The organism is Shewanella hafniensis (assembly GCF_019655335.1).
Taxonomy (GTDB): Bacteria; Pseudomonadota; Gammaproteobacteria; order Enterobacterales; family Shewanellaceae; genus Shewanella; species Shewanella hafniensis.
The window spans coordinates 97,350-116,884 of record NZ_BPFD01000003.1 but is presented as its reverse complement, the minus strand read 5'-3'; the positions used below and the strand labels follow the sequence as shown (position 1 = coordinate 116,884).

General features: G+C 45.4%; 15 protein-coding genes. 7 read left to right on the top strand and 8 right to left on the bottom strand.

Annotation, left to right across the window (positions count from 1 at the left end; translation table 11 throughout):
* The first annotated feature begins 237 nt into the window (after nucleotides 1-237).
* From ubiG to yfaE, 5 genes are all read left to right on the top strand, one after another.
* Complete coding sequence (ubiG, locus tag K5Q99_RS02015) at nucleotides 238-948, top strand: bifunctional 2-polyprenyl-6-hydroxyphenol methylase/3-demethylubiquinol 3-O-methyltransferase UbiG (RefSeq protein WP_106650580.1); 711 nt, start codon at nucleotides 238-240, stop codon at nucleotides 946-948.
* A 1-nt stretch (nucleotide 949) separates the two neighbouring features.
* Nucleotides 950-1,621 carry an HAD family hydrolase gene (locus tag K5Q99_RS02010; protein ID WP_220775874.1) on the top strand — a complete coding sequence of 224 codons (672 nt, stop codon included), beginning with the start codon at nucleotides 950-952 and terminating at the stop codon, nucleotides 1,619-1,621.
* A 524-nt stretch (nucleotides 1,622-2,145) separates the two neighbouring features.
* Complete coding sequence (gene nrdA / locus K5Q99_RS02005; RefSeq protein WP_220590317.1) at nucleotides 2,146-4,434, top strand: class 1a ribonucleoside-diphosphate reductase subunit alpha; 2,289 nt, start codon at nucleotides 2,146-2,148, stop codon at nucleotides 4,432-4,434.
* A gap of 83 nt (nucleotides 4,435-4,517) precedes the next feature.
* The gene (gene nrdB / locus K5Q99_RS02000; protein ID WP_106650583.1) at nucleotides 4,518-5,648 is read left to right on the top strand and encodes a class Ia ribonucleoside-diphosphate reductase subunit beta; all 1,131 of its coding nucleotides are present in this window, start codon (nucleotides 4,518-4,520) and stop codon (nucleotides 5,646-5,648) included.
* Between the two features lie 37 nt (nucleotides 5,649-5,685).
* Nucleotides 5,686-6,120 carry a class I ribonucleotide reductase maintenance protein YfaE gene (yfaE, locus tag K5Q99_RS01995; RefSeq protein ID WP_106651827.1) on the top strand — a complete coding sequence of 145 codons (435 nt, stop codon included), beginning with the start codon at nucleotides 5,686-5,688 and terminating at the stop codon, nucleotides 6,118-6,120.
* A gap of 37 nt (nucleotides 6,121-6,157) precedes the next feature.
* Here yfaE and K5Q99_RS01990 read toward each other — a convergent pair whose 3' ends face one another.
* On the bottom strand, nucleotides 6,158-6,640 hold the full coding sequence (locus K5Q99_RS01990; RefSeq protein WP_220775873.1) for a YciI family protein: 483 nt from the start codon (nucleotides 6,638-6,640) through the stop codon (nucleotides 6,158-6,160).
* Between the two features lie 149 nt (nucleotides 6,641-6,789).
* Nucleotides 6,790-8,808, bottom strand: coding sequence for an NADPH-dependent 2,4-dienoyl-CoA reductase (locus K5Q99_RS01985; protein ID WP_220775872.1), 2,019 nt, complete (start codon nucleotides 8,806-8,808; stop codon nucleotides 6,790-6,792).
* Between the two features lie 165 nt (nucleotides 8,809-8,973).
* On the opposite strand from K5Q99_RS01985, the gene sppA reads away from it, so the two are divergent.
* The gene (sppA, locus tag K5Q99_RS01980; RefSeq protein ID WP_220775871.1) at nucleotides 8,974-10,821 is read left to right on the top strand and encodes a signal peptide peptidase SppA; all 1,848 of its coding nucleotides are present in this window, start codon (nucleotides 8,974-8,976) and stop codon (nucleotides 10,819-10,821) included.
* 137 nt (nucleotides 10,822-10,958) lie between these two features.
* Nucleotides 10,959-11,972 carry an asparaginase gene (ansA, locus tag K5Q99_RS01975; protein ID WP_006086774.1) on the top strand — a complete coding sequence of 338 codons (1,014 nt, stop codon included), beginning with the start codon at nucleotides 10,959-10,961 and terminating at the stop codon, nucleotides 11,970-11,972.
* A 132-nt stretch (nucleotides 11,973-12,104) separates the two neighbouring features.
* Here the strand turns inward: ansA and K5Q99_RS01970 are convergent, their stop codons facing one another.
* The 6 genes from K5Q99_RS01970 to ruvB all read right to left on the bottom strand — a co-directional run bounded on the left by K5Q99_RS01970 (nucleotide 12,105) and on the right by ruvB (nucleotide 19,526).
* On the bottom strand, nucleotides 12,105-12,386 hold the full coding sequence (locus K5Q99_RS01970; protein ID WP_106650587.1) for a YeaC family protein: 282 nt from the start codon (nucleotides 12,384-12,386) through the stop codon (nucleotides 12,105-12,107).
* Nucleotides 12,383-12,700 (bottom strand): zinc ribbon domain-containing protein, encoded by a 318-nt coding sequence (locus tag K5Q99_RS01965; protein WP_220775870.1) that lies wholly within the window; start codon nucleotides 12,698-12,700, stop codon nucleotides 12,383-12,385. The genes K5Q99_RS01970 and K5Q99_RS01965 overlap by 4 nt, the downstream gene beginning before the upstream one ends.
* Before the next feature lie 12 nt (nucleotides 12,701-12,712).
* On the bottom strand, nucleotides 12,713-13,840 hold the full coding sequence (locus tag K5Q99_RS01960) for a M14 family metallopeptidase (RefSeq protein ID WP_220775869.1): 1,128 nt from the start codon (nucleotides 13,838-13,840) through the stop codon (nucleotides 12,713-12,715).
* Between the two features lie 225 nt (nucleotides 13,841-14,065).
* Nucleotides 14,066-14,746, bottom strand: coding sequence for a response regulator transcription factor SsoR (gene ssoR, locus K5Q99_RS01955; RefSeq protein WP_220775868.1), 681 nt, complete (start codon nucleotides 14,744-14,746; stop codon nucleotides 14,066-14,068).
* A gap of 261 nt (nucleotides 14,747-15,007) precedes the next feature.
* Nucleotides 15,008-17,527: a TonB-dependent receptor plug domain-containing protein gene (locus K5Q99_RS01950; RefSeq protein ID WP_220775867.1), complete on the bottom strand. Its 2,520-nt coding sequence runs from the start codon at nucleotides 17,525-17,527 to the stop codon at nucleotides 15,008-15,010.
* A 994-nt stretch (nucleotides 17,528-18,521) separates the two neighbouring features.
* Complete coding sequence (ruvB, locus tag K5Q99_RS01945; protein WP_006081741.1) at nucleotides 18,522-19,526, bottom strand: Holliday junction branch migration DNA helicase RuvB; 1,005 nt, start codon at nucleotides 19,524-19,526, stop codon at nucleotides 18,522-18,524.
* Between the last annotated feature and the right edge of the window lie 9 nt (nucleotides 19,527-19,535).

The following is a 19,535-nucleotide window of genomic DNA, read 5'->3' as shown; positions in this document are numbered from 1 at the left end:
AAACACTGTCAATTTGGTCGTTTGAGCGATAAACAAGCATTGGAATTCGCAGCTTAGGATGAGAAAAAATCGTCAAAGGGATGAAGTAAAAGATAGATACAGAGCACAACAATTAACATAAAGCCAGAAAACTGCTGAAAATTCACTCAACCACAAGGGCTTAGCTTAGTCGAACACTTTGTTTATCAAACATAGTCGTTATAATGGCCGCACAATAACGCTACTTCAGGTAATAGCATGCATCAGAATACCAATGTGGACCCACAGGAAATCGCAAAGTTTGAACGTATGGCCGAAACGTGGTGGGATCTCAACGGCGAATTTAAGCCGCTGCATCTGTTAAACCCGCTGCGCTTAAACTATATCGATCAAACCGCAGGCGGGATTTTCGGCAAGAAAGTGCTCGATGTCGGTTGCGGCGGCGGGATTTTATCTGAAAGCATGGCCCGCATCGGCGCCGAGGTTGATGGTCTCGACATGGGTGATGAGCCCCTCGAAGTCGCCCGCCTTCACGCCCTCGAAACCGGTGTAAGCATAAATTATGTAAAAAATACCGCCGAGGCCCACAGCCAAGATCATCAAGCTTACTACGATGTGGTGACCTGCATGGAAATGCTGGAGCATGTGCCCGATCCACAATCTGTGATCAAAGCTTGCTGTGACATGGTCAAACCCGGTGGCTTTGTGTTTTTCTCCACCATCAACCGCAACATTAAATCCTACGTTCACACGATTCTCGGCGCAGAATATTTACTGAAGATGCTGCCAGTTGGCACCCACGAGCATAAAAAATTCATTAAGCCTTCTGAGCTGATTGAGCTTGTGGACAATACCGATCTTATCTGTACCGATGCATTAGGCATCAGCTACAACCCGTTGACGGGCATTTTCAAATACACGCCTAAGGTTGATGTAAATTACATGATAGCGACGCGTAAGGTTGATTGATATGAGTCTGGCACAGATCAAAGGCGTACTGTTCGATCTCGACGGCACCTTAGCCGATACCGCGCCGGATCTGGTGCAAGCCCTCAATTTAAGTCTTCAAGACGTCGGCATCGCCGCGCAGCCGTTAGCAGCCATGCGCTACGCCGCATCCCACGGCAGTTTTGCCTTAGTCGATGCGGCAATACCCAATGCAGCGGATGATCTTCGCACTCAAGTTCAGCAAGGTTTGCTCGCCCACTATCAGCGCATTAATGGCGATCACTGTACACTATTCACTGGTATTGCGGCATTACTCGACTGGCTCGAATTAACTCAGCTGCCGTTTGGGGTGATCACTAACAAGCCAGCGCGCTTTACCCGTCCCTTATTGCGAAAACTGAATTTACACTTGCGTATGCCAGTGATTATCAGTGGTGATTCGACCAAACACCCAAAACCCCACACAGCACCTATGCTGTTAGGCGCACAGCAACTGAGCTGCGCTACAGAGCACATTTTGTATCTTGGGGATGCTGAGCGGGATTTGTTAGCCGCGAAGGCAGCGGGCATGTTAGGTGGCGTTGCCCTATGGGGTTATCTGGGGGTCAACGACAAACCATCGCAGTGGCCTGCCCACGCGCATTTTGCCAGCCCTACTGAGTTACATCAGGCATTAGCCGACGCATTCGCCTGAAAACTCACCCATAAAACGGTTAACAAACTTCACTTTTGCACTCGAAGATAAACCTTTTACAAAAGTGACTATGCAGACGCACATATGTATGTTTGCCTGATTTTTACCTGCGAATAAAATCAGGCAGCGAAAGGTCGGCGGATAAAAGATCGGCACTTGTGCGCGATCGCGATCTAAAGAAAAGATCGCCTAAAAATCCCCCATGAGTGCGACACGCTAACCTGAAATTGAGCTTCAAGGTTAGTCGTTACTAACGCTAAGGCTTATCCTCAACTTATCCACAAGATGTCCCCTGAATTCAGACTTGCAAATAGGGTCAAACCTCACTATCTTGTATCCCAGATAATTTAAAACACCATATCTTGTGTATAGGTAGCAATCAGACACACTAGAAGCTCGCCGCTTAATTGACTCGTTTTCAACCAGTCAGCAGTATTTAAGGGACGGTTATTGATTGTTTTACAAGGATACGTACGGTGAACTTGCTCACCTAAATAGATATAAGAACCAAGGCCTATCTCCAAATGAATAGCACTATGACAGTCACAAAACGCTGTGGCGATCGTGAGAATATCGATCTCGAAAAAATACACCGCGTAATTACTTGGGCAGCCAAGGGATTAAAAAACGTTTCTGTTTCTGAAGTTGAACTTCGCTCGCACCTACAGTTTTTCGATGGCATCCCAACCGAAGCCATCCATGAAACCATTATCAAAGCGGCTGCGGATTTAATTTCTCCAGAATCACCGGACTATCAGTTCCTCGCCGCCCGTTTAGCGGTGTTTCATTTGCGTAAGAAGGCCTTCGGTCAATTCGAGCCGCCAGCATTGTATACCCACGTGACGAAATTAGTTGAGCTTGGCAAGTATGACATGCACATTCTGCAAGATTACAGCCGCGAAGAACTCGACGTGATGGATACCTATATCGACCATTGGCGCGATATGGACTTCTCTTACGCAGCGGTAAAGCAGCTTGAAGGCAAATATTTAGTTCAAAACCGTGTGACACACGAAATCTACGAGAGCGCGCAGTTCCTCTACATTTTGGTCGCGGCCTGTTTGTTTGCCCGTTATCCAAAAGAAACGCGCCTGAAATACGTTAAAGATTTCTATGACGCGGTATCGACCTTTAAGATTTCGCTGCCAACGCCAATCATGGCTGGTGTGCGCACGCCAACACGTCAGTTCAGCTCTTGCGTACTGATCGAATGTGGTGACAGCTTAGATTCAATCAACGCGACAGCTTCGTCGATAGTGAAATACGTCAGTCAACGTGCGGGTATCGGTATTAACGCTGGTCGTATTCGCGCCTTAGGTAGCCCAATCCGTGGTGGTGAAGCCTTCCACACCGGTTGTTTACCTTTTTATAAGTATTTCCAAACCGCAGTTAAGTCTTGCTCTCAAGGCGGCGTGCGTGGTGGTGCTGCGACCCTCTTCTACCCGATTTGGCACTTAGAAGTCGAATCTCTGCTGGTATTGAAAAATAACCGCGGCGTTGAAGATAACCGTATCCGTCACTTGGACTACGGTGTGCAGTTGAACAAAGTCATGTATCAACGTCTGATCAAGGGCGAAAATATCAGCCTGTTTAGCCCATCAGATGTACCTGGTTTGTACGATGCGTTCTTTGAAGATCAAAATGAATTCGAACGTTTATATGTGCAATACGAGCAAGACAGCAGTATTCGTAAGAAAACCATAAAGGCAGTTGAGCTGTTTTCACTGATGATGCAAGAGCGCGCCTCAACCGGCCGTATCTACATTCAGAACGTGGATCACTGCAACACCCATAGCCCGTTCGATTCTAAAGTCGCGCCGATCAGACAATCTAACCTGTGTCTTGAAATCGCCCTGCCGACAAAACCATTGAACAACATCGATGATCCTAATGGTGAAATCGCGCTTTGTACGTTGTCAGCACTCAACTTAGGTTCAATCAAAGAATTATCTGATATTGAGCCATTAGCCGACCTCGCGGTACGCGCACTGGATAATCTGCTGGATTATCAAGATTATCCTATCAAGGCAGCACAACTTGCCTCGATGAATCGCCGTACCTTAGGTATAGGCGTAATTAACTTTGCTAACTACTTAGCGAAAAATGGCATGAAGTATTCCGATGGCAGCGCGAACGATCTGACCCACAGAACCTTCGAAGCCATTCAGTTTTATTTACTGAAAGCCTCGATGAACTTAGCCAAAGAGCAAGGTGCGTGTCCGTTATTCCACGAGACCACGTACGCTCAAGGTATTTTGCCAATCGATACTTATAAACGTGACCTAGATAAAATTTGTGCCGAACCATTGCACTTAGACTGGGAATCACTGCGTAGCGATATCAAGCAATATGGCCTGCGTAACTCGACGCTGTCGGCATTAATGCCATCAGAAACCTCGTCGCAAATCTCCAATGCGACCAATGGTATCGAACCACCGCGTGGCCTTATCAGCGTAAAATCGAGCAAAGACGGTCAGCTAAAACAAGTGGTACCTGATTTCGATACGCTGAAAGATAGCTATGAATTACTATGGAAAATGCCAAGTAATGATGGTTACTTACAGCTAGTGGGCATCATGCAGAAGTTCGTTGACCAAGCGATTTCGGCTAACACTAACTACGACCCTTCACGTTTTGAAGGCCGTAAAGTACCGATGCAAACTCTGCTGAAAGATTTGCTCAATGCTTACAAGTTAGGTGTGAAAACGCTTTACTACCATAACACTCGCGATGGTGCATCGGATTCACACGATGACATCACCAATTTAGAGAAAGAAGACGACGGTTGCGCCGGCGGCGCGTGTAAAATCTAGTCTTTAACGTTAACGCGGCTCTTACAAATAAAAAGTATAGGGATCCCGATTGAGTGGATCCCTATCCATTGGAAAATAGCACCATGGCCTACTCTACCTTCTGTCAAACACCCAACGATGCCACCCGTGAACCTATGTTTTTAGGTCAATCGGTCAACGTGGCTCGTTACGATCAACAAAAATATGAAGTGTTCGAAAAACTGATAGAAAAGCAGTTATCTTTCTTTTGGCGACCGGAAGAAGTAGACGTCAGTCGCGATAAGATTGACTACGGTGCATTGCCCGATCATGAAAAACACATCTTTATTTCGAATCTGAAATACCAAACCCTGCTCGACTCGATTCAAGGTCGCTCGCCCAATGTGGCCTTTTTGCCACTGGTGTCGCTACCTGAGTTAGAAACTTGGATTGAGACTTGGTCTTTCTCTGAGACGATTCACTCGCGTTCATATACCCATATCATTCGCAATATCGTTAACGATCCGTCAGTGATCTTCGACGATATCGTCGTGAACAAAGAAATCTTAAGCCGTGCGACCGATATCGCCGCTTACTACGATCACTTAATTAAATTAACTCAAGTGTTCCACTTACTCGGCGCGGGGACCCATGTTATTGATGGCAAAGAAGTCATAGTCAATACCCGCACCCTGAAAAAAGCCTTGTACCTGTGCATGATGTCAGTCAACGCACTAGAGGCAATTCGTTTTTATGTTAGCTTTGCCTGCTCCTTTGCCTTTGCTGAACGTAAACTGATGGAAGGTAACGCGAAAATCATTCGCCTTATCGCCCGTGATGAAGCACTGCACTTAAACAGCACTCAGCATATTTTAAGCATTATGCAAGGTGGTAAAGACGATCCTGAAATGGGTGAAATTGCCGCAGAATGCCAACAAGAAGCCTTCGATTTATTCTTCAAGGCAGCAGAGCAAGAAAAAGAATGGGCAAAATACCTGTTCAAAGACGGCTCTATGATAGGTTTGAATGAACAGATCCTTTGCCAATACGTTGAATTTATTACTAACCAACGCATGAAGTCGGTGAATCTGCCGCAACCTTATCCTGAAATAACCAATCCATTACCTTGGATGAAAAACTGGTTAGAAAGCGATGCGGTGCAAGTCGCGCCTCAGGAAGTGGAAGTATCTTCATACTTAGTCGGTCAAATCGACTCAGCGGTTGATGGCGATGAATTCCTCGACTTCGATCTCTAAGACGCTCAAAAGTGACGTTAAAAATGGCATTACAACAGTGACATCGAAAAAACGGCCACAAAATCTGTTCGCGAAGGCGCCAATCGTGCGCCTTCAAGGTCAACCTGTGTTGCTCTTTACCGAGCAACAAGGCACCTTGCTGCAAGCGCTCGAAGCCAAAAAAGTCAAAATCTTCTCAGAATGTCGCAACGGTTTCTGCGGTGCCTGCAAAACACGCGTCATCAGCGGAAAAGTCAGCTACTTAAACGAACCCTTAGCCGAACTCAAACATGATGAATGTTTGCCCTGCTGCTGTGTACCAACCGAAGATTTAGAGCTGGATCTATCACCTGAAGGGGCAGCTGTCGTCACCTATGCAGCCAAAGGGTCACAACACATGGGCCGCAAAGGCCATTCACCAACACAGAGCGCTATATCCCACGGTTCAAAGCCGCAAATCTCGCCAACATTCATCGAAGTGTGCGAAAAATAACCTCTGAGTCTGATAGGGGCTAATTGATCCTCGCGGTTTAAATGTCTTTTTTCGCCATCACCCTATGCAGCTCATTGACCTCAGTCAGCGCCGCACTGCCATACCAAGGTAATAATTCCAGCACTAGACTGCCCGCTTGAATTGCAGGATCGGTTTCCGTTAAGGCTTTTGCCTCTTCAACCGTAGTAACGTCAAAGACATAAATACCGCGTAATTCGCCATCGTGTAAAAAGGGCCCCGCCAGCACTAATTTGCCCTCATTGGCAAGGCGGGTGATATTGTCCAAATGCGCCCTTTGCAATTGTTCGGCCTGTGCCTGTGTTCTATCCCGATTAGGGCCCCGCTTTAAAAAAGCCATTACATAGTGCTTCATATCGTATTCATCGGCACCAGCATTTTTAGCACGCTGCTCGTCAAACGGTGGAGTACTGTGGGCCGAAAAACTCACCATTAATCCCCATAATAGGCAAGTGATAAGGCTGATGGTGATCTTAGCGTTAAAGACAGTGTTAAGCTGCATAGCGGTTCCCTCTGCGTGGGTTATGGGCGAGTTATGTTGCTTAATTTAAGCATTTAAACCTTAGCGTATTTGCGGCAACTATGTTGAAAGGCAATAAAAAAGCCTGATTAAGACTCAGGCTTTAGATGCTATATGGGCTTTTAAAATGACTATAAACGCATCGCCAGTTCGGCGCCTTGGCGAATCGCCCGTTTAGCATCAAGTTCTGCGGCGACATCGACACCGCCAATTAAATGCACTGGCATGCCTGTCGCTTTCATCTCATCCACCAAAGTGCGATTCGATTCTTGGCCAGCGCAGAGGATAACATTATCCACTGGCAATACTTCTGCTTGCTCGCCAACGCGAATATGTAAACCCGCGTCATCAAACTTGTCGTAACTCACGCCTGTTTTCATCTTCACATCATGTTGCTTAAGCACAAGACGGTGGATCCAGCCGGTGGTTTTACCTAAGCCCTTGCCCATCTTCGACGTTTTACGTTGCAGTAAATAGACCTTACGATGATCGGTATTGTCGGATTGAGGTTCTGTTAGGCCGCCCGCATGCTGGTAAGTTTTATCTATGCCCCACTGTTGCAGCCATTTATCTGGGTCCAAGGTGCTAGATTGGCGCTCACATAAGTAATGCGCCATATCAAATCCGATACCGCCAGCACCAATCAAGGCTACTGTATTACCGACAGTCACTTCACCCGAGAGCACTTTTTGATAATCGACCACCCGTGGGTCATCAAAGCCGGGTAAGACTAAATCACGCGGCACAACGCCTGACGCTATCACTACTTCATCAAATTTTTCGGTCGCCAATACGCTGGCATCGAGGCGAGTGTTTAATCTCAGCTCCACCTTATGCAGCTTAATTTGATTGATAAAGTAACGGATAGTCTCGTTAAACTCTTCCTTTCCTGGGATTTTACGGGCGAGATTAAACTGTCCACCCACCTCGGATTTCGCTTCAAACAAGACAACATCATGGCCACGCATGGCGGCATAAACAGAAAATGCCATGCCCGCAGGACCTGCGCCCATCACCGCGATACGTTTTTTATTGGCTGTAGGTAAGAAGTTGATTTCAGTCTCATAACAGGCACGAGGATTCACTAAACAGGTTGCGCGCTTGAGGGAAAAGGTATGATCAAGACATGCTTGGTTACAGCCAATACAAGTGTTAATCAGCTCTGGTGTGTTCGCCGCGGCTTTATTGACAAACTCAGGATCGGCAAGAAAAGGCCTTGCCATCGACACCATGTCAGCTTGACCAGAAGCAATAATCTGCTCGCCGATTTCAGGGGTGTTAATGCGGTTCGTCGCAATTAAGGGCACAGAGACAGATTGTTTGAGCTTTTCAGTTACCCACGCAAAGGCACCGCGGGGCACACTCGTCGCAATGGTCGGTACACGCGCTTCATGCCAACCAATACCGGTATTTAGAATGGACACGCCAGCTTGCTCTAACCACTGGGCGAGCTGCACCACTTCATCCCAAGTTGAGCCATTATCCACCAGATCGAGCATAGATAAACGGAAGATAATGATGAAGTCTTTACCGACTTTTGCCCGTATCGCGTTAACAATCTCAATCGGGAATTGCGCCCGCTTTTCAAACGCACCGCCCCATTCATCGGTGCGGGTGTTGGTGCGCGCACTAACAAACTGATTGATCAAATAGCCTTCAGATCCCATCACCTCAACGCCATCGTAACCGGCTTTCTTGGCAAGAGCGGCTGAGCTGGCGTAATCCTTAATGGTCGAACGCACTTGACGGCTGGACATGGCAGACGGCGTAAAAGGTGTAATGGGTGATTTAATTTTGCTCGGTGCTTGGGAAAAAGGATGATAACCGTAGCGGCCCGCATGCAAAATTTGCATGCAGATCTTACCGTCGGCCTCATGCACCGCCTGCGTGACCACACGATGCTTACCGACTTGCCAAGGAAAACTCAGCTGACAGGCATGGGGCGTAAGGCGGCCACGAAGATTAGGGGAAATACCACCCGTAACAATCAAACCCACACCGCCCAGAGCGCGTTCTTTGTAGAACGCTGCCAGTTTCTCAAATCCGCCCTTTTCTTCTTCCAAACCTGTGTGCATTGAGCCCATAAGCACGCGGTTTTTGAGCTGGGTAAATCCCAGATCTAAGGGTTCTAATAAATGGGGAAACGACATTCAAACATCCTTTTAAAACAAGTGATTTAAATCAGCATACCTTGAGTCAAATCTAAGCTCAACCGTTGGATCGAGGCCATTAGTCAAAATCCTTTACAATTGTGTTTAGCCTGTAGCGCCATTTTCAGTTAGCATTGGCAGATTGGACTTATAAAGGAGTGGCAGATGTCCGCTAACCCATCGTTTTTCAAGAGAATATGTTTGTTTATTTGGCACACACTGAACGGGACGCGTAAACTTATCCTCAATCTGATCTTTTTTGGCATCTTAGCCGCCATTATCATCTCCATTGGCAGCAGCGAAGATATCCAAGTTGAAGATAATTCAGCACTGGTGCTTAATCTGGCTGGTTCGATTGTCGATCAGAAACAACAGGTCGATCCCTTAGAAGCCGCATTCAAGCAAGGCAATAATGGCAATGCCGATGGGGAAATCCTGCTCGCCGATGTGCTATATGTGATTGATAATGCCGCGCAAGATCAAAGGATAAGTACCCTAGTACTTGATCTAGCCGATCTCAAACGTGCCGGGATCAGTAAGCTGCAATCTATCGGAGATGCACTTAACCGCTTTAAAGAAAGCGGCAAAAAAGTGGTCGCCATCGGTAATTACTACGAGCAAAATCAATATTTCCTCGCCAGTTTTGCCGACACCATTTACCTCAATCCCCAGGGCGGCGTGTCGCTTGATGGCCTGAGTATGTACAACCAGTACTTCAAATCGGCCTTAGATAAACTCAAAATTAAAGCGCATATTTTCCGCGTAGGGACCTTTAAATCCGCGGTTGAACCCTACATGCGTGACGATATGTCCGACGCCGCTCGCGAAGCCAGTAGCGCACTTTTAACCGATGTATGGCAAAGCTACACCCAGACAGTCGCTGGTAATCGCAATATTGAGCCTAACTCGCTGGTGCCCGATGCAAGCACTTATTTGGCAGAGCTCGATAAAGCTAATGGTGACTCTGCTACAATGGCCATCAACATGAAATGGGTCGATAACTTAGCTACGACGGAAGATTTTCGTCAAACCATGCTAGAAACCGTTGGCAAAGCCAGCAGTGGTGACAGTTTCAAGCAAGTGAGTTTTTACGATTATTTAACCTTAGTGACGCCATTGCCAAGCTTTGTTGAACAAGACAGTGTCGGCATTATTGTCGCAAGTGGCACGATTCTGAATGGTACTCAACCTGCGGGCCAAATTGGCGGCGAAAGCACTGCCGAGCTGTTACGTAAAGCGCGTTTTGATAAACACGTTAAAGCCTTAGTACTGCGTGTCGATAGCCCTGGCGGTAGCGCCTTTGCCTCGGAGCAAATTCGTCAAGAATTACTGGCACTTAAAGCAGCGGGTAAACCTGTCGTCGTCAGCATGGGCAGTTTAGCGGCTTCAGGAGGCTACTGGATTTCGGCCAGTGCCGACTACATCTTCGCAACGCCAACTACGCTTACGGGCTCGATTGGGATCTTCGGCATGATCACCACCTTTGAAGATTCTCTGGCCAGTATAGGCGTGCATACCGATGGCGTATCAACCTCTGAATGGGCAGGATTGTCTGTGACACGCACGCTGTCACCGCAAGTTGAAGCGATTATCCAACGTCATATTGAACGTGGCTATTTAGACTTTATCTCGCTGGTCGCCAAAGAACGTAAAATGACCATAGAACAAGTCGATAAGATTGCCCAAGGCCGTGTTTGGAGCGGAAAAAAAGCCCTTGAGCTTGGCTTAGTCGATGAACTGGGTGATTTAGATGAGGCGATTGCTAAAGCCGCTAAACTCGCTGATATGACACTATTTGATACCCGCGTTATCGAACAAGAACTGACACCCGAGCAACGCTTTATGCAACAGATGTTTGCCTCAGTATCGAGCTACCTGCCCGCCTCACTCAGCCAGTCATCGATGTTAGAGCAAATGCTAGCGCAATGGACCAGCAGCTTAAAAACGTTAACCTCTTTTGATGATCCAAATAACGTCTACATCTACTGCGATACTTGCAACATGATGAACTAAATCTGCCAGCGTCTAGGTTGCAGCTCGCAACTTCAAGATGATGACAAAGACAAAGCCCGGATCTCCGGGCTTTTTTATTGGGTTTATGTCAGTTAAATCGTATAATTCGGCCACTTGAAGCTAAGAAAACGACAAGAATGACTAAACGCTCCATTTATGTTGCCTATACAGGCGGCACCATAGGTATGCAAAAAACCGATAACGGCTTCGTCCCCGTTGCGGGATTCCTGACTCAGTGCGTGCAATCTATGCCCGAGTTTTACCATGAAGAAATGCCGACATTCGTGATCCACGAATATTGCCCACTTATCGACTCTTCCAATATGGCGCCGACTGATTGGCAGATGATCGCTGATGACATACAAGCTAATTACGATAAATACGATGGCTTTGTGATCCTCCATGGCACAGATACCATGGCGTATACGGCTTCAGCGCTGTCGTTTATGCTGCAAGGCTTGTCAAAACCTGTGATAGTAACGGGCTCACAAATTCCCCTCGCCCAACTGCGCTCAGACGGACAAACCAATTTATTAAATTCACTCTATATTGCGGCGAATTATCCGGTCGCAGAAGTGTGTTTATTCTTCAACAACAAACTCTTTCGAGGTAATCGCTCGACGAAGGCCCATGCCGACGGTTTCGATGCTTTTGCTTCGCCTAACTTCCCGCTACTGCTAGAAGCTGGGATCAAAATCAATCTGCGCGCAGGCAAAATCACCGTTGCCAACGATACCCCATTGGAAGTGGCGCATATTAGCCCGCAGCCTGTCGGTGTGGTGACCTTGTATCCAGGGATCTCGACCCAGATTTTTGAGAACATTCTGCAGCAGCCGGTTAAAGCCCTCATACTACTGACATTTGGTGTGGGTAACGCGCCGCAGGATGCGGCCTTACTCAAAACCTTAAGGCAAGCGGATGAACGCGGCATAGTGCTGGTGAATCTTACCCAGTGTTTCCAAGGTAAGGTGAATATGGGCGGCTACGCCACGGGTAATGCGCTCGCTAAAGCTGGCGTGATCAGTGGCGCCGATATGACCATAGAAGCAGCCTTAGCTAAACTGCATTATTTACTATCTAAAAATTTGCAGCCAGCCGAAATAAAAGCGGCCATGTTGCAAAATCTAGTCGGTGAACTGAGCATAGATTAACGCCATAGTCTTTAAATATTTCCCTTATTGCTCAATCACTTGTCCCGTCCTAAGATAGGTAACAAAAAAGCCCATTTAATATGGGCTTTTTGAGTTTAACTCAGATTAAACGGCGTCAAACTAATGAGTAAGTTACAAATCTTGTACTTTAAACTCGGCAATTGACTCACCGCGGAATTGCTTTTTCAGCTCAGCTTTAGACAGTTCATTGATTTTACCGTCAGGCGCAATTGTGAAATGCTCAGTTTGCTCAAGCTTTCGGGCTTGATACAACATCACGACCTGCAGGGTAGAATCACGCTGCGCTTCACTTAGCACAGTGCCATCTTCCCACTTACCCAGCTCTGCTGCACTACGAAGCCTTTCATAGACTTCAATGGGCATTTGATCGATCACTTGATTAATATCTGTCATACACTTTTCCGCTTATGTAACACGATTCTGACTCGTGTGATGAGATAACCCACAAAACCAAACACGAAGCATATTCCGGCAATGTTCGCCCGCATACCTTCGGCAGGTTCACCACCCCAAAACCAAATCACCACGCCTGCAATAAACAAGGTCATAGCAACAAAACTCTGGTTCATTAAGCTGCTGGACTTTTGAATATGACTAATGCACGTTAAGGACTCATTGTCACCATTGGTGCTCGCTTGACAATGGGGACATGAAGGCGCCTTACTCGACATCCGCTTGCGACACACTGGACATTCAATTAATGCCATATCAGCCTCGCCCTAACGTAACTTATCAACAACGGCGAGAATGGCAATAAGCGATGCTTCACCTAAATAAATACTGCGCTCTGGCGACCAACCCACAAAAGGATCGGCCAGATTGTTATTGTCTTTAAAAGGCATTTCGAGGGTATTGGATAAACACTCGAAGGTCTGAGCGACCCAATTAGAGGCAACCGTTAGATTCGCTTGGCCTGGCTCGTCTTTGTCATAGCCAAACTGAGTTTGGAAATCGGCACTGGCTAAGGTCAATGCTTGGCTGAAATCAGCTTGCAGCTGCGCCAGCTTATCATTGTGGGCAGGCACGCCCTCGCAACCCGCTAAAAATACATAAGGTAAGCCTTCATCGCCGTGGACATCATAAAACAAGTCGACACCGGTTTGCTGCATCTTGTTGACGACGTGGTACACCTCGGGACTCTTTTCTAAACTCGGCGTTTGCCACTCGCGGTTAAGATTGATGCCAATCGCATTGGTACGCAAATGGCCTCTGACACTGCCATCGGGATTCATGTTCGGCACTATATAGAAATTGGCTTTGTCGAGCAGCGCTTTGGCAGCTGGGCAATCATTATCAAGTAACCGATTCACTAGACCTTCGACTAACCATTCAGCCATGGTTTCGCCCGGATGTTGTCTGGCGGTGATCCAAATATTTCGCTTAGCAGCATCACCATCACCGACTTTCATCAAGGTAATATCGCGGCCATCTAAGGTCAGCCCTAAATGCTCTAAATTGACATCAGGGTGTAACTGGGCGCCGCTGAGCAAATCTAAATGGCGCTCATAGCTGTATGGCGCAAAGTAAGCGATTTGAATCGCATCGCAGTCCAGCTCTAAGCTAATGCTCAGTTTGCCGTCTTTATACTGTGTAGGAATACGGAACCAATGCTGGCGATCGTAACTGGCCACTGCCTGATAATCTTCCCAACCCTTGGTATAAGAAGCAGTGCCCGCGTTAATAATATTTAAGGTGTAATGGTTACCCACCTCACCTTCGAATCGAAAATTGAACCATTGATAAAACTCGCCGCCCGCATCGGGACGAATAGCCAGTTGAATATCGTCTTTATTATCAAGATTGACGACTTGGATATTTCCGCCATCAAAGTTGGCACTGATCCGCATATTGATTCCTAATAGGTTGTTAAAGCTAAGGGCTCTTAATGGCACGCGGCGTATAGCACGCGGCACATTTTATTATATGGCCGATAGGATAAACCAAAACATCCCAAGGGGAAAACGAAAGCCAGAAAATTCCATCAAGGCCCGTTACAGTCGTCCTTTTATTAACCAAGATTTTCGCCAAACTTCTACAAAATCTTGCCACTAACGAGACACCAAAGTATGACGTTAAGCCATGAAGCTATAACCTTGGCCTCGAACTGTATTGATTAAGTTACGCGGCAAGCTGATGTTGGCCAATTTACGGCGCGTGTTACTAATGTGCATATCAAGATTGCGGTCAAATCGGCCCAGATCTTTTTGTAACACTGAACGCTGTAACTCTTGCTTAGTGATGACCTGGCCTTTTCTTTCAAACAAATATTTAAATAATTTAAATTCAGTTTGGGTCAAATCGACATAACGGCTGCCAATGGTGATCCTATAACTCATATCATCAAAGTTAATCACTTTCGCTGCTACAGTCGCTATTTGCGGCGATTGAGATTGACGAGAACAAAGACGCCGCTCTAAAGCACGTAAGCGAACAAATAGCTCTTTGATGCTAAATGGTTTACTCAAAAAATCATCGGCACCTAATTCATAGCCAGTGATACGATCGTCTTCATTATCCCGTGCCGAGACCATCAATACCGGCGTTGAGCATTCCCGCGCTTTTAACAGCTCAAAACCATTCATTTGCGGCATGACCAAATCGAGCACTATGATGTCGGGTGCAAAACGTTCAATACATGCCAGACCATCGACACCATTCACCGCACATTCAACTTCATGTCCTTGCGTGCCCAAGGCATCGGCCAACCAAGCACTAAACAAGGGATCATCATCGACTAAGAGTATTTTACTCATCCTTAAAACCCAAACGAGAATCCATATCATTTATATTAGCATGCGAATCGAAATGACTCTAGGCCTATTACATTCGTTAAGAAATGTGATGTTGAAAACTGTGAACAAAATACGAGATGAAGGGAAAATTAAACAAAAATTGGCTATTTAAAAGTGATGAGTTAAATGACGTTTAACTACTCAAAAATCTGTATCAGATTCCATTTCACAATAAAAAAGCGCCCTAAGGCGCTTTTTAAACACTAAGAGTATTAACTTAGCTTAGAACTTAACCGTTACACCACCGTATATTACACGACCGATAGTGTCATATACTTGTGGAACTGTGCCACCATCACTACCGTTAGAAACACGTGATGGTTTTTCATCAGTGAAGTTTTTCACACCTAAACTAACAGTTGTCATATCAGTGATGTGATATGTTCCAGAAATATTGTGATATAGCACTGAGTCAACATCATAGCCTTTCGCCAAGTCTGTCATCTCACCAATATAGCGGTTGAAGTACATAACACTCCAATCATCTTGACCAGCTGAGAGACTGAAGTTATTACGAACCTTAGCGTAAGCACCGAAGTTACCGTCGATAGTATCAGTGTAATCTTTATTATCCTGCTCAAAGTTCAATAAATATGTCGTGTCATTGCTGATTTTCCAATCCAAACCTAAGCCTTCAAAGTTATAGGCTAAGTTAAAATCAATACCGCTAGTATCTTGATAACCTACGTTGGTTAACGCATTCGTTAGATTACGTAAGTCACCTTCTGGGGTAATATTAAACGTTTCACAAGCTGACGTAATGCCATCTTTACAATCATCTAAGCCAGCCTGAGTATCTAAACGGGCGATAGCGTTATCCACTTTGAAGCGCCAGTAGTCTAATGTCAGAGACATACCATCAAGATAGCTTGGCGAATACACTAAACCAGCCGTATAAGACTCTGACTCTTCAGGCTTCAAATCTGGATCAGAAGTACGGTTTACCAAAATTTGTCCTGGCTGTTCATCATCTGACAACCAAGGATTTGTAAGGTAATCAAACGATCCCGAATTACCACCATATAATTCAGCAACACTTGGCGCACGGAAGCCTGTAGCCGCAACACCCCGAACCATTAAGTCATCTGTTGCAGTGTATGTTAAACCAATTTTCCAAGTGGTCGCTTTACCGAATGTTGAGTAATCGTCTAAACGCAGCGCGAATTCACCCGTTAATTTCTCGGTGAAAGGCACACTTACTTCTTGAAAAATCGAAATAACGTTGTAGTTACCATCGGTTGGATCTTGCTGTGCTGCAGTGCTTTCACCTGCGACAACAATTGGATCGGGATTATAGAAACCACTCTCACGGCGGTATTCAGCACCAATCGCAAAACCAACGGCACCCGCTTTTAAATCAAACAACTCACCATTCAAGCCGGCAGATAATGTCTGTTGTTCATTACCGCCATTTGCAGCCTCTGTATAACCAACAGCATCTTTCATCGCTTGTGTAAGTGGTGCACCACTTAACCAAGCATCGGGATTAGCATAAATAGCGTTACGCATATCGCTAGCATTGATAGAGTTCTCTACTGCGGTTTCTGCTTTGTTCTTACCAAATGTATAAGTAACATCCCAGTTCATACCTGTATGAACGTCTAAAGTACCCGCTAGACCACCTGATAAACGCCAAGTATCAGTATCCTGAGTATAAATACGAGGACCTACATCATTCATACGTCTAGCATAGAAAACTTGCCCATGATCATCAGGCTTAATACCTGCAGCAATCATATCACTATCAAGTGTTAAACACTTTAATGGATCTGCATCTGGTTGACCACAGACATCAAGATATAGCTGTGCAGGTTGAGCTGCCATTTGCTGATGAGAACGACGGTTGGTATAAATAGCATCTGCAGTTAACACAACATCATTACCCAGCTCTTGAGTCATGTTAGCAAATAAACTGCGACGTTCACTTGGTGTTTGATAGTAGCTATCTTGGGTGAAATCATAAGTCTCTGTTTGTGCTACCCAATTACCATTAGCATCTTGAACCATACCATCTAGTGAACCCGTTGGTATAATTCCACTCGCACCAGGTTTAGTCCAATCACGATCAGATTGGATCACACCACGTCGGTCAGAAAAAGCGGCACCAAAGGTGTAATTACCACCATCGGTGTTAAAACCGTATAGCGCACTGACATCACCACTTTCGCCATCGCCTTTGTCTGTACCACTGCCGTTAAAATCGAACTGGAAACCTTCAAAATCTTTCTTCGTGATAATGTTCACTACACCAGCAATGGCATCAGAACCGTAAACCGCTGATGCGCCGTCTTTCAGAATTTCAACACGCGCAATCATAGCGACTGGAATCGAGTTAAGATCCACTGCACTATCGGCGCCTGAACCTGAGTTAACCATGCGGCGACCATTCAATAACACAAGCGTACGTTGTGAACCCATACCACGTAAGTCAACTTGGGCAACACCGTCAGCACCGTTGTTTGTCGTTGAACCTACGGCAGCACCTGCCATTGAAGTTTGTACTTGTAGCATCTGGTCTACAGAAGTGAAACCTTCTGCTTTAATCGCAGCAGCATCGATAACGGTTACAGGAGAAGCTGTCTCCATATCTTGGCGCTGAATGCGTGAACCCGTGACTTCAATACGTTCAACTTTTGCTTTTTCTTCCGCAGCAAATGCGCTTGACGTTACAAATGCACCTGAAGTGATAGATGCAACGATAGCTAAGTTAATAGCTGACGCGACTTTGGTTCTTTTGATCATGTATGAATGCTCCCTAGATCTTACTATTATTTTTATGCTTACAGCTTGTACAACTATTGATGTACTAGTGTTGCACTCGATACTGAGGATTCACTTTAACTCCGTCAACACTCAAAATATTAACCAACGAAAAAGTAATGTTAAAAAATTTAGGTTACTTTGTTTTTATTTATGACGCATATTTTCAATAAAACTTAAGCATCATATTTTATTAGAAGTTAAATCTTAATGATGACAAGTAATAAGTGATTAACACTGTTAACGAGTTACTTTTATGAAACATATTCAGCGTCAAAAAATGTGACACGGATCACATTTAATTGTTCTGGCGAGAACCGTAAACTGGAATGAGATACTGATTAACCACCACTTAAATTGCATACCCATGGACATTAATAACTTACATGCAGCTATAACCATGGAGATAATCTCGCTAAATCAGTGCGTAACAAAAGATACAAACAGCATCAGTTGTGCTATTTATGCACACAAATAAAATCACCCTCGAAATTTAAACAATATTGCTACAAATTATTCCGTATACCAAACCCTAGCAAAAGATAGCTGTAGTGAGTATTTGTGTTGAGGATTTAGTAACCTAAGGCAAATTATTAAATTAAGTTAATCTCAGAGTAAAAATCGATTTTGATAGTGGATAGTTCATATTTCGGCTCAATAAACAAACTAAATAGATACATTTGTTAATTAATTTAGGTTCACGTCAATTAACTATAAATATACAGTTTTCTGTATAAAATCTATTATAATCGTCTAAATACTGAGCTTAAAAAGACGGGGCATTCTGGAATGCTGATACAACTTAATGATGAGAAACTCATAGCTATCAAGTTTTAAAAAGTCTTATATTTAACGCCATTTCAAACGCTATTCGATTTGCCAAAATCTCACCCCTATTGTAACCAAAGTTAAATCTCACCCATAAAAAAGCGACCACTTAGGTCGCCTTTCATTATCGGTATTATCAAGCAGATGGTTATTCAGGTTTGATCAACTCAAAATGCTGGTATGCCCGTGCGGTTGCAATTCGGCCGCGGGGCGTACGTTGGATAAACCCTTGCTGGATCAAGAAAGGTTCTAACACATCTTCAATGGTTTCACGCTCTTCGCCGATGGCTGCGGCTAAGTTGTCTAGTCCTACTGGTCCACCCATAAATTTATCGATAATAGCCAGTAACAATTTGCGATCCATATAATCGAAACCTTCACTATCCACATCTAGCAAGTCTAAAGCGTGTTCGGCCACAAACTTAGTGACGGCACCGTCATGCTTCACCTGCGCGTAATCCCGTACGCGGCGCAGCAATCTGTTGGCTATTCTCGGTGTACCGCGTGAACGGCGCGCGATTTCAAAGGCGCCTTCAGCATCAATATCCAGCTCCATTACCTGCGCCGAACGCGTGACTATGGTGCTTAAATCTTTGATATTATAAAACTCAAGCCGTAGTGGGATCCCAAAGCGCGCCCGAAGTGGTGAGGTTAACGCACCTGCCCGTGTTGTAGCGCCTACTAGAGTGAACGGCGGTAAATCAAGCTTAATAGAACGCGCTGCTGGCCCTTCACCTATCATGATATCCAGCTGATAATCTTCCATCGCCGGATACAAAATCTCTTCTACCACAGGGCTTAATCGATGGATTTCATCGATGAACAACACATCACCGGATTCAAGATTGGTCAAGAGGGCTGCAAGATCGCCCGCTTTTTCAAGCACGGGGCCCGAGGTGGACTTAATATTCACTCCCATCTCGTTCGCCACAATCATAGCCAAGGTGGTTTTACCCAGTCCTGGCGGACCGTAGATCAACATATGATCTAAGGCTTCATTACGATTCTTTGCCGCTTGAATAAACACCTTAAGTTGCGCCCGAGTGTCATCTTGGCCCGTGTATTCATCGAGCATTTTAGGGCGCATTGCCCTGTCGATGGATTCATCTTGAGCTTGGATCTGCGGCTGGATGAGTCTATCTGCCTCAATCATTATTATTCC

Excerpts from the sequence above, each read along its gene's own strand:
- ruvB (WP_006081741.1), bottom strand. The coding sequence starts at position 19,526 with ATGATTGAGGCAGATAGACTCATCCAGCCGCAGATCCAAGCTCAAGAT.
- K5Q99_RS02010 (WP_220775874.1), top strand. The coding sequence starts at position 950 with ATGAGTCTGGCACAGATCAAAGGCGTACTGTTCGATCTCGACGGCACC.
- nrdB (WP_106650583.1), top strand. The coding sequence starts at position 4,518 with ATGGCCTACTCTACCTTCTGTCAAACACCCAACGATGCCACCCGTGAA.
- sppA (WP_220775871.1), top strand. The coding sequence starts at position 8,974 with ATGTCCGCTAACCCATCGTTTTTCAAGAGAATATGTTTGTTTATTTGG.
- ssoR (WP_220775868.1), bottom strand. The coding sequence starts at position 14,746 with ATGAGTAAAATACTCTTAGTCGATGATGATCCCTTGTTTAGTGCTTGG.
- K5Q99_RS01960 (WP_220775869.1), bottom strand. The coding sequence starts at position 13,840 with ATGCGGATCAGTGCCAACTTTGATGGCGGAAATATCCAAGTCGTCAAT.
- K5Q99_RS01950 (WP_220775867.1), bottom strand. The coding sequence starts at position 17,527 with ATGATCAAAAGAACCAAAGTCGCGTCAGCTATTAACTTAGCTATCGTT.
- K5Q99_RS01965 (WP_220775870.1), bottom strand. The coding sequence starts at position 12,700 with ATGGCATTAATTGAATGTCCAGTGTGTCGCAAGCGGATGTCGAGTAAG.
- K5Q99_RS01990 (WP_220775873.1), bottom strand. The coding sequence starts at position 6,640 with ATGCAGCTTAACACTGTCTTTAACGCTAAGATCACCATCAGCCTTATC.
- K5Q99_RS01970 (WP_106650587.1), bottom strand. The coding sequence starts at position 12,386 with ATGACAGATATTAATCAAGTGATCGATCAAATGCCCATTGAAGTCTAT.
- nrdA (WP_220590317.1), top strand. The coding sequence starts at position 2,146 with ATGAATAGCACTATGACAGTCACAAAACGCTGTGGCGATCGTGAGAAT.
- ansA (WP_006086774.1), top strand. The coding sequence starts at position 10,959 with ATGACTAAACGCTCCATTTATGTTGCCTATACAGGCGGCACCATAGGT.
- K5Q99_RS01985 (WP_220775872.1), bottom strand. The coding sequence starts at position 8,808 with ATGTCGTTTCCCCATTTATTAGAACCCTTAGATCTGGGATTTACCCAG.
- ubiG (WP_106650580.1), top strand. The coding sequence starts at position 238 with ATGCATCAGAATACCAATGTGGACCCACAGGAAATCGCAAAGTTTGAA.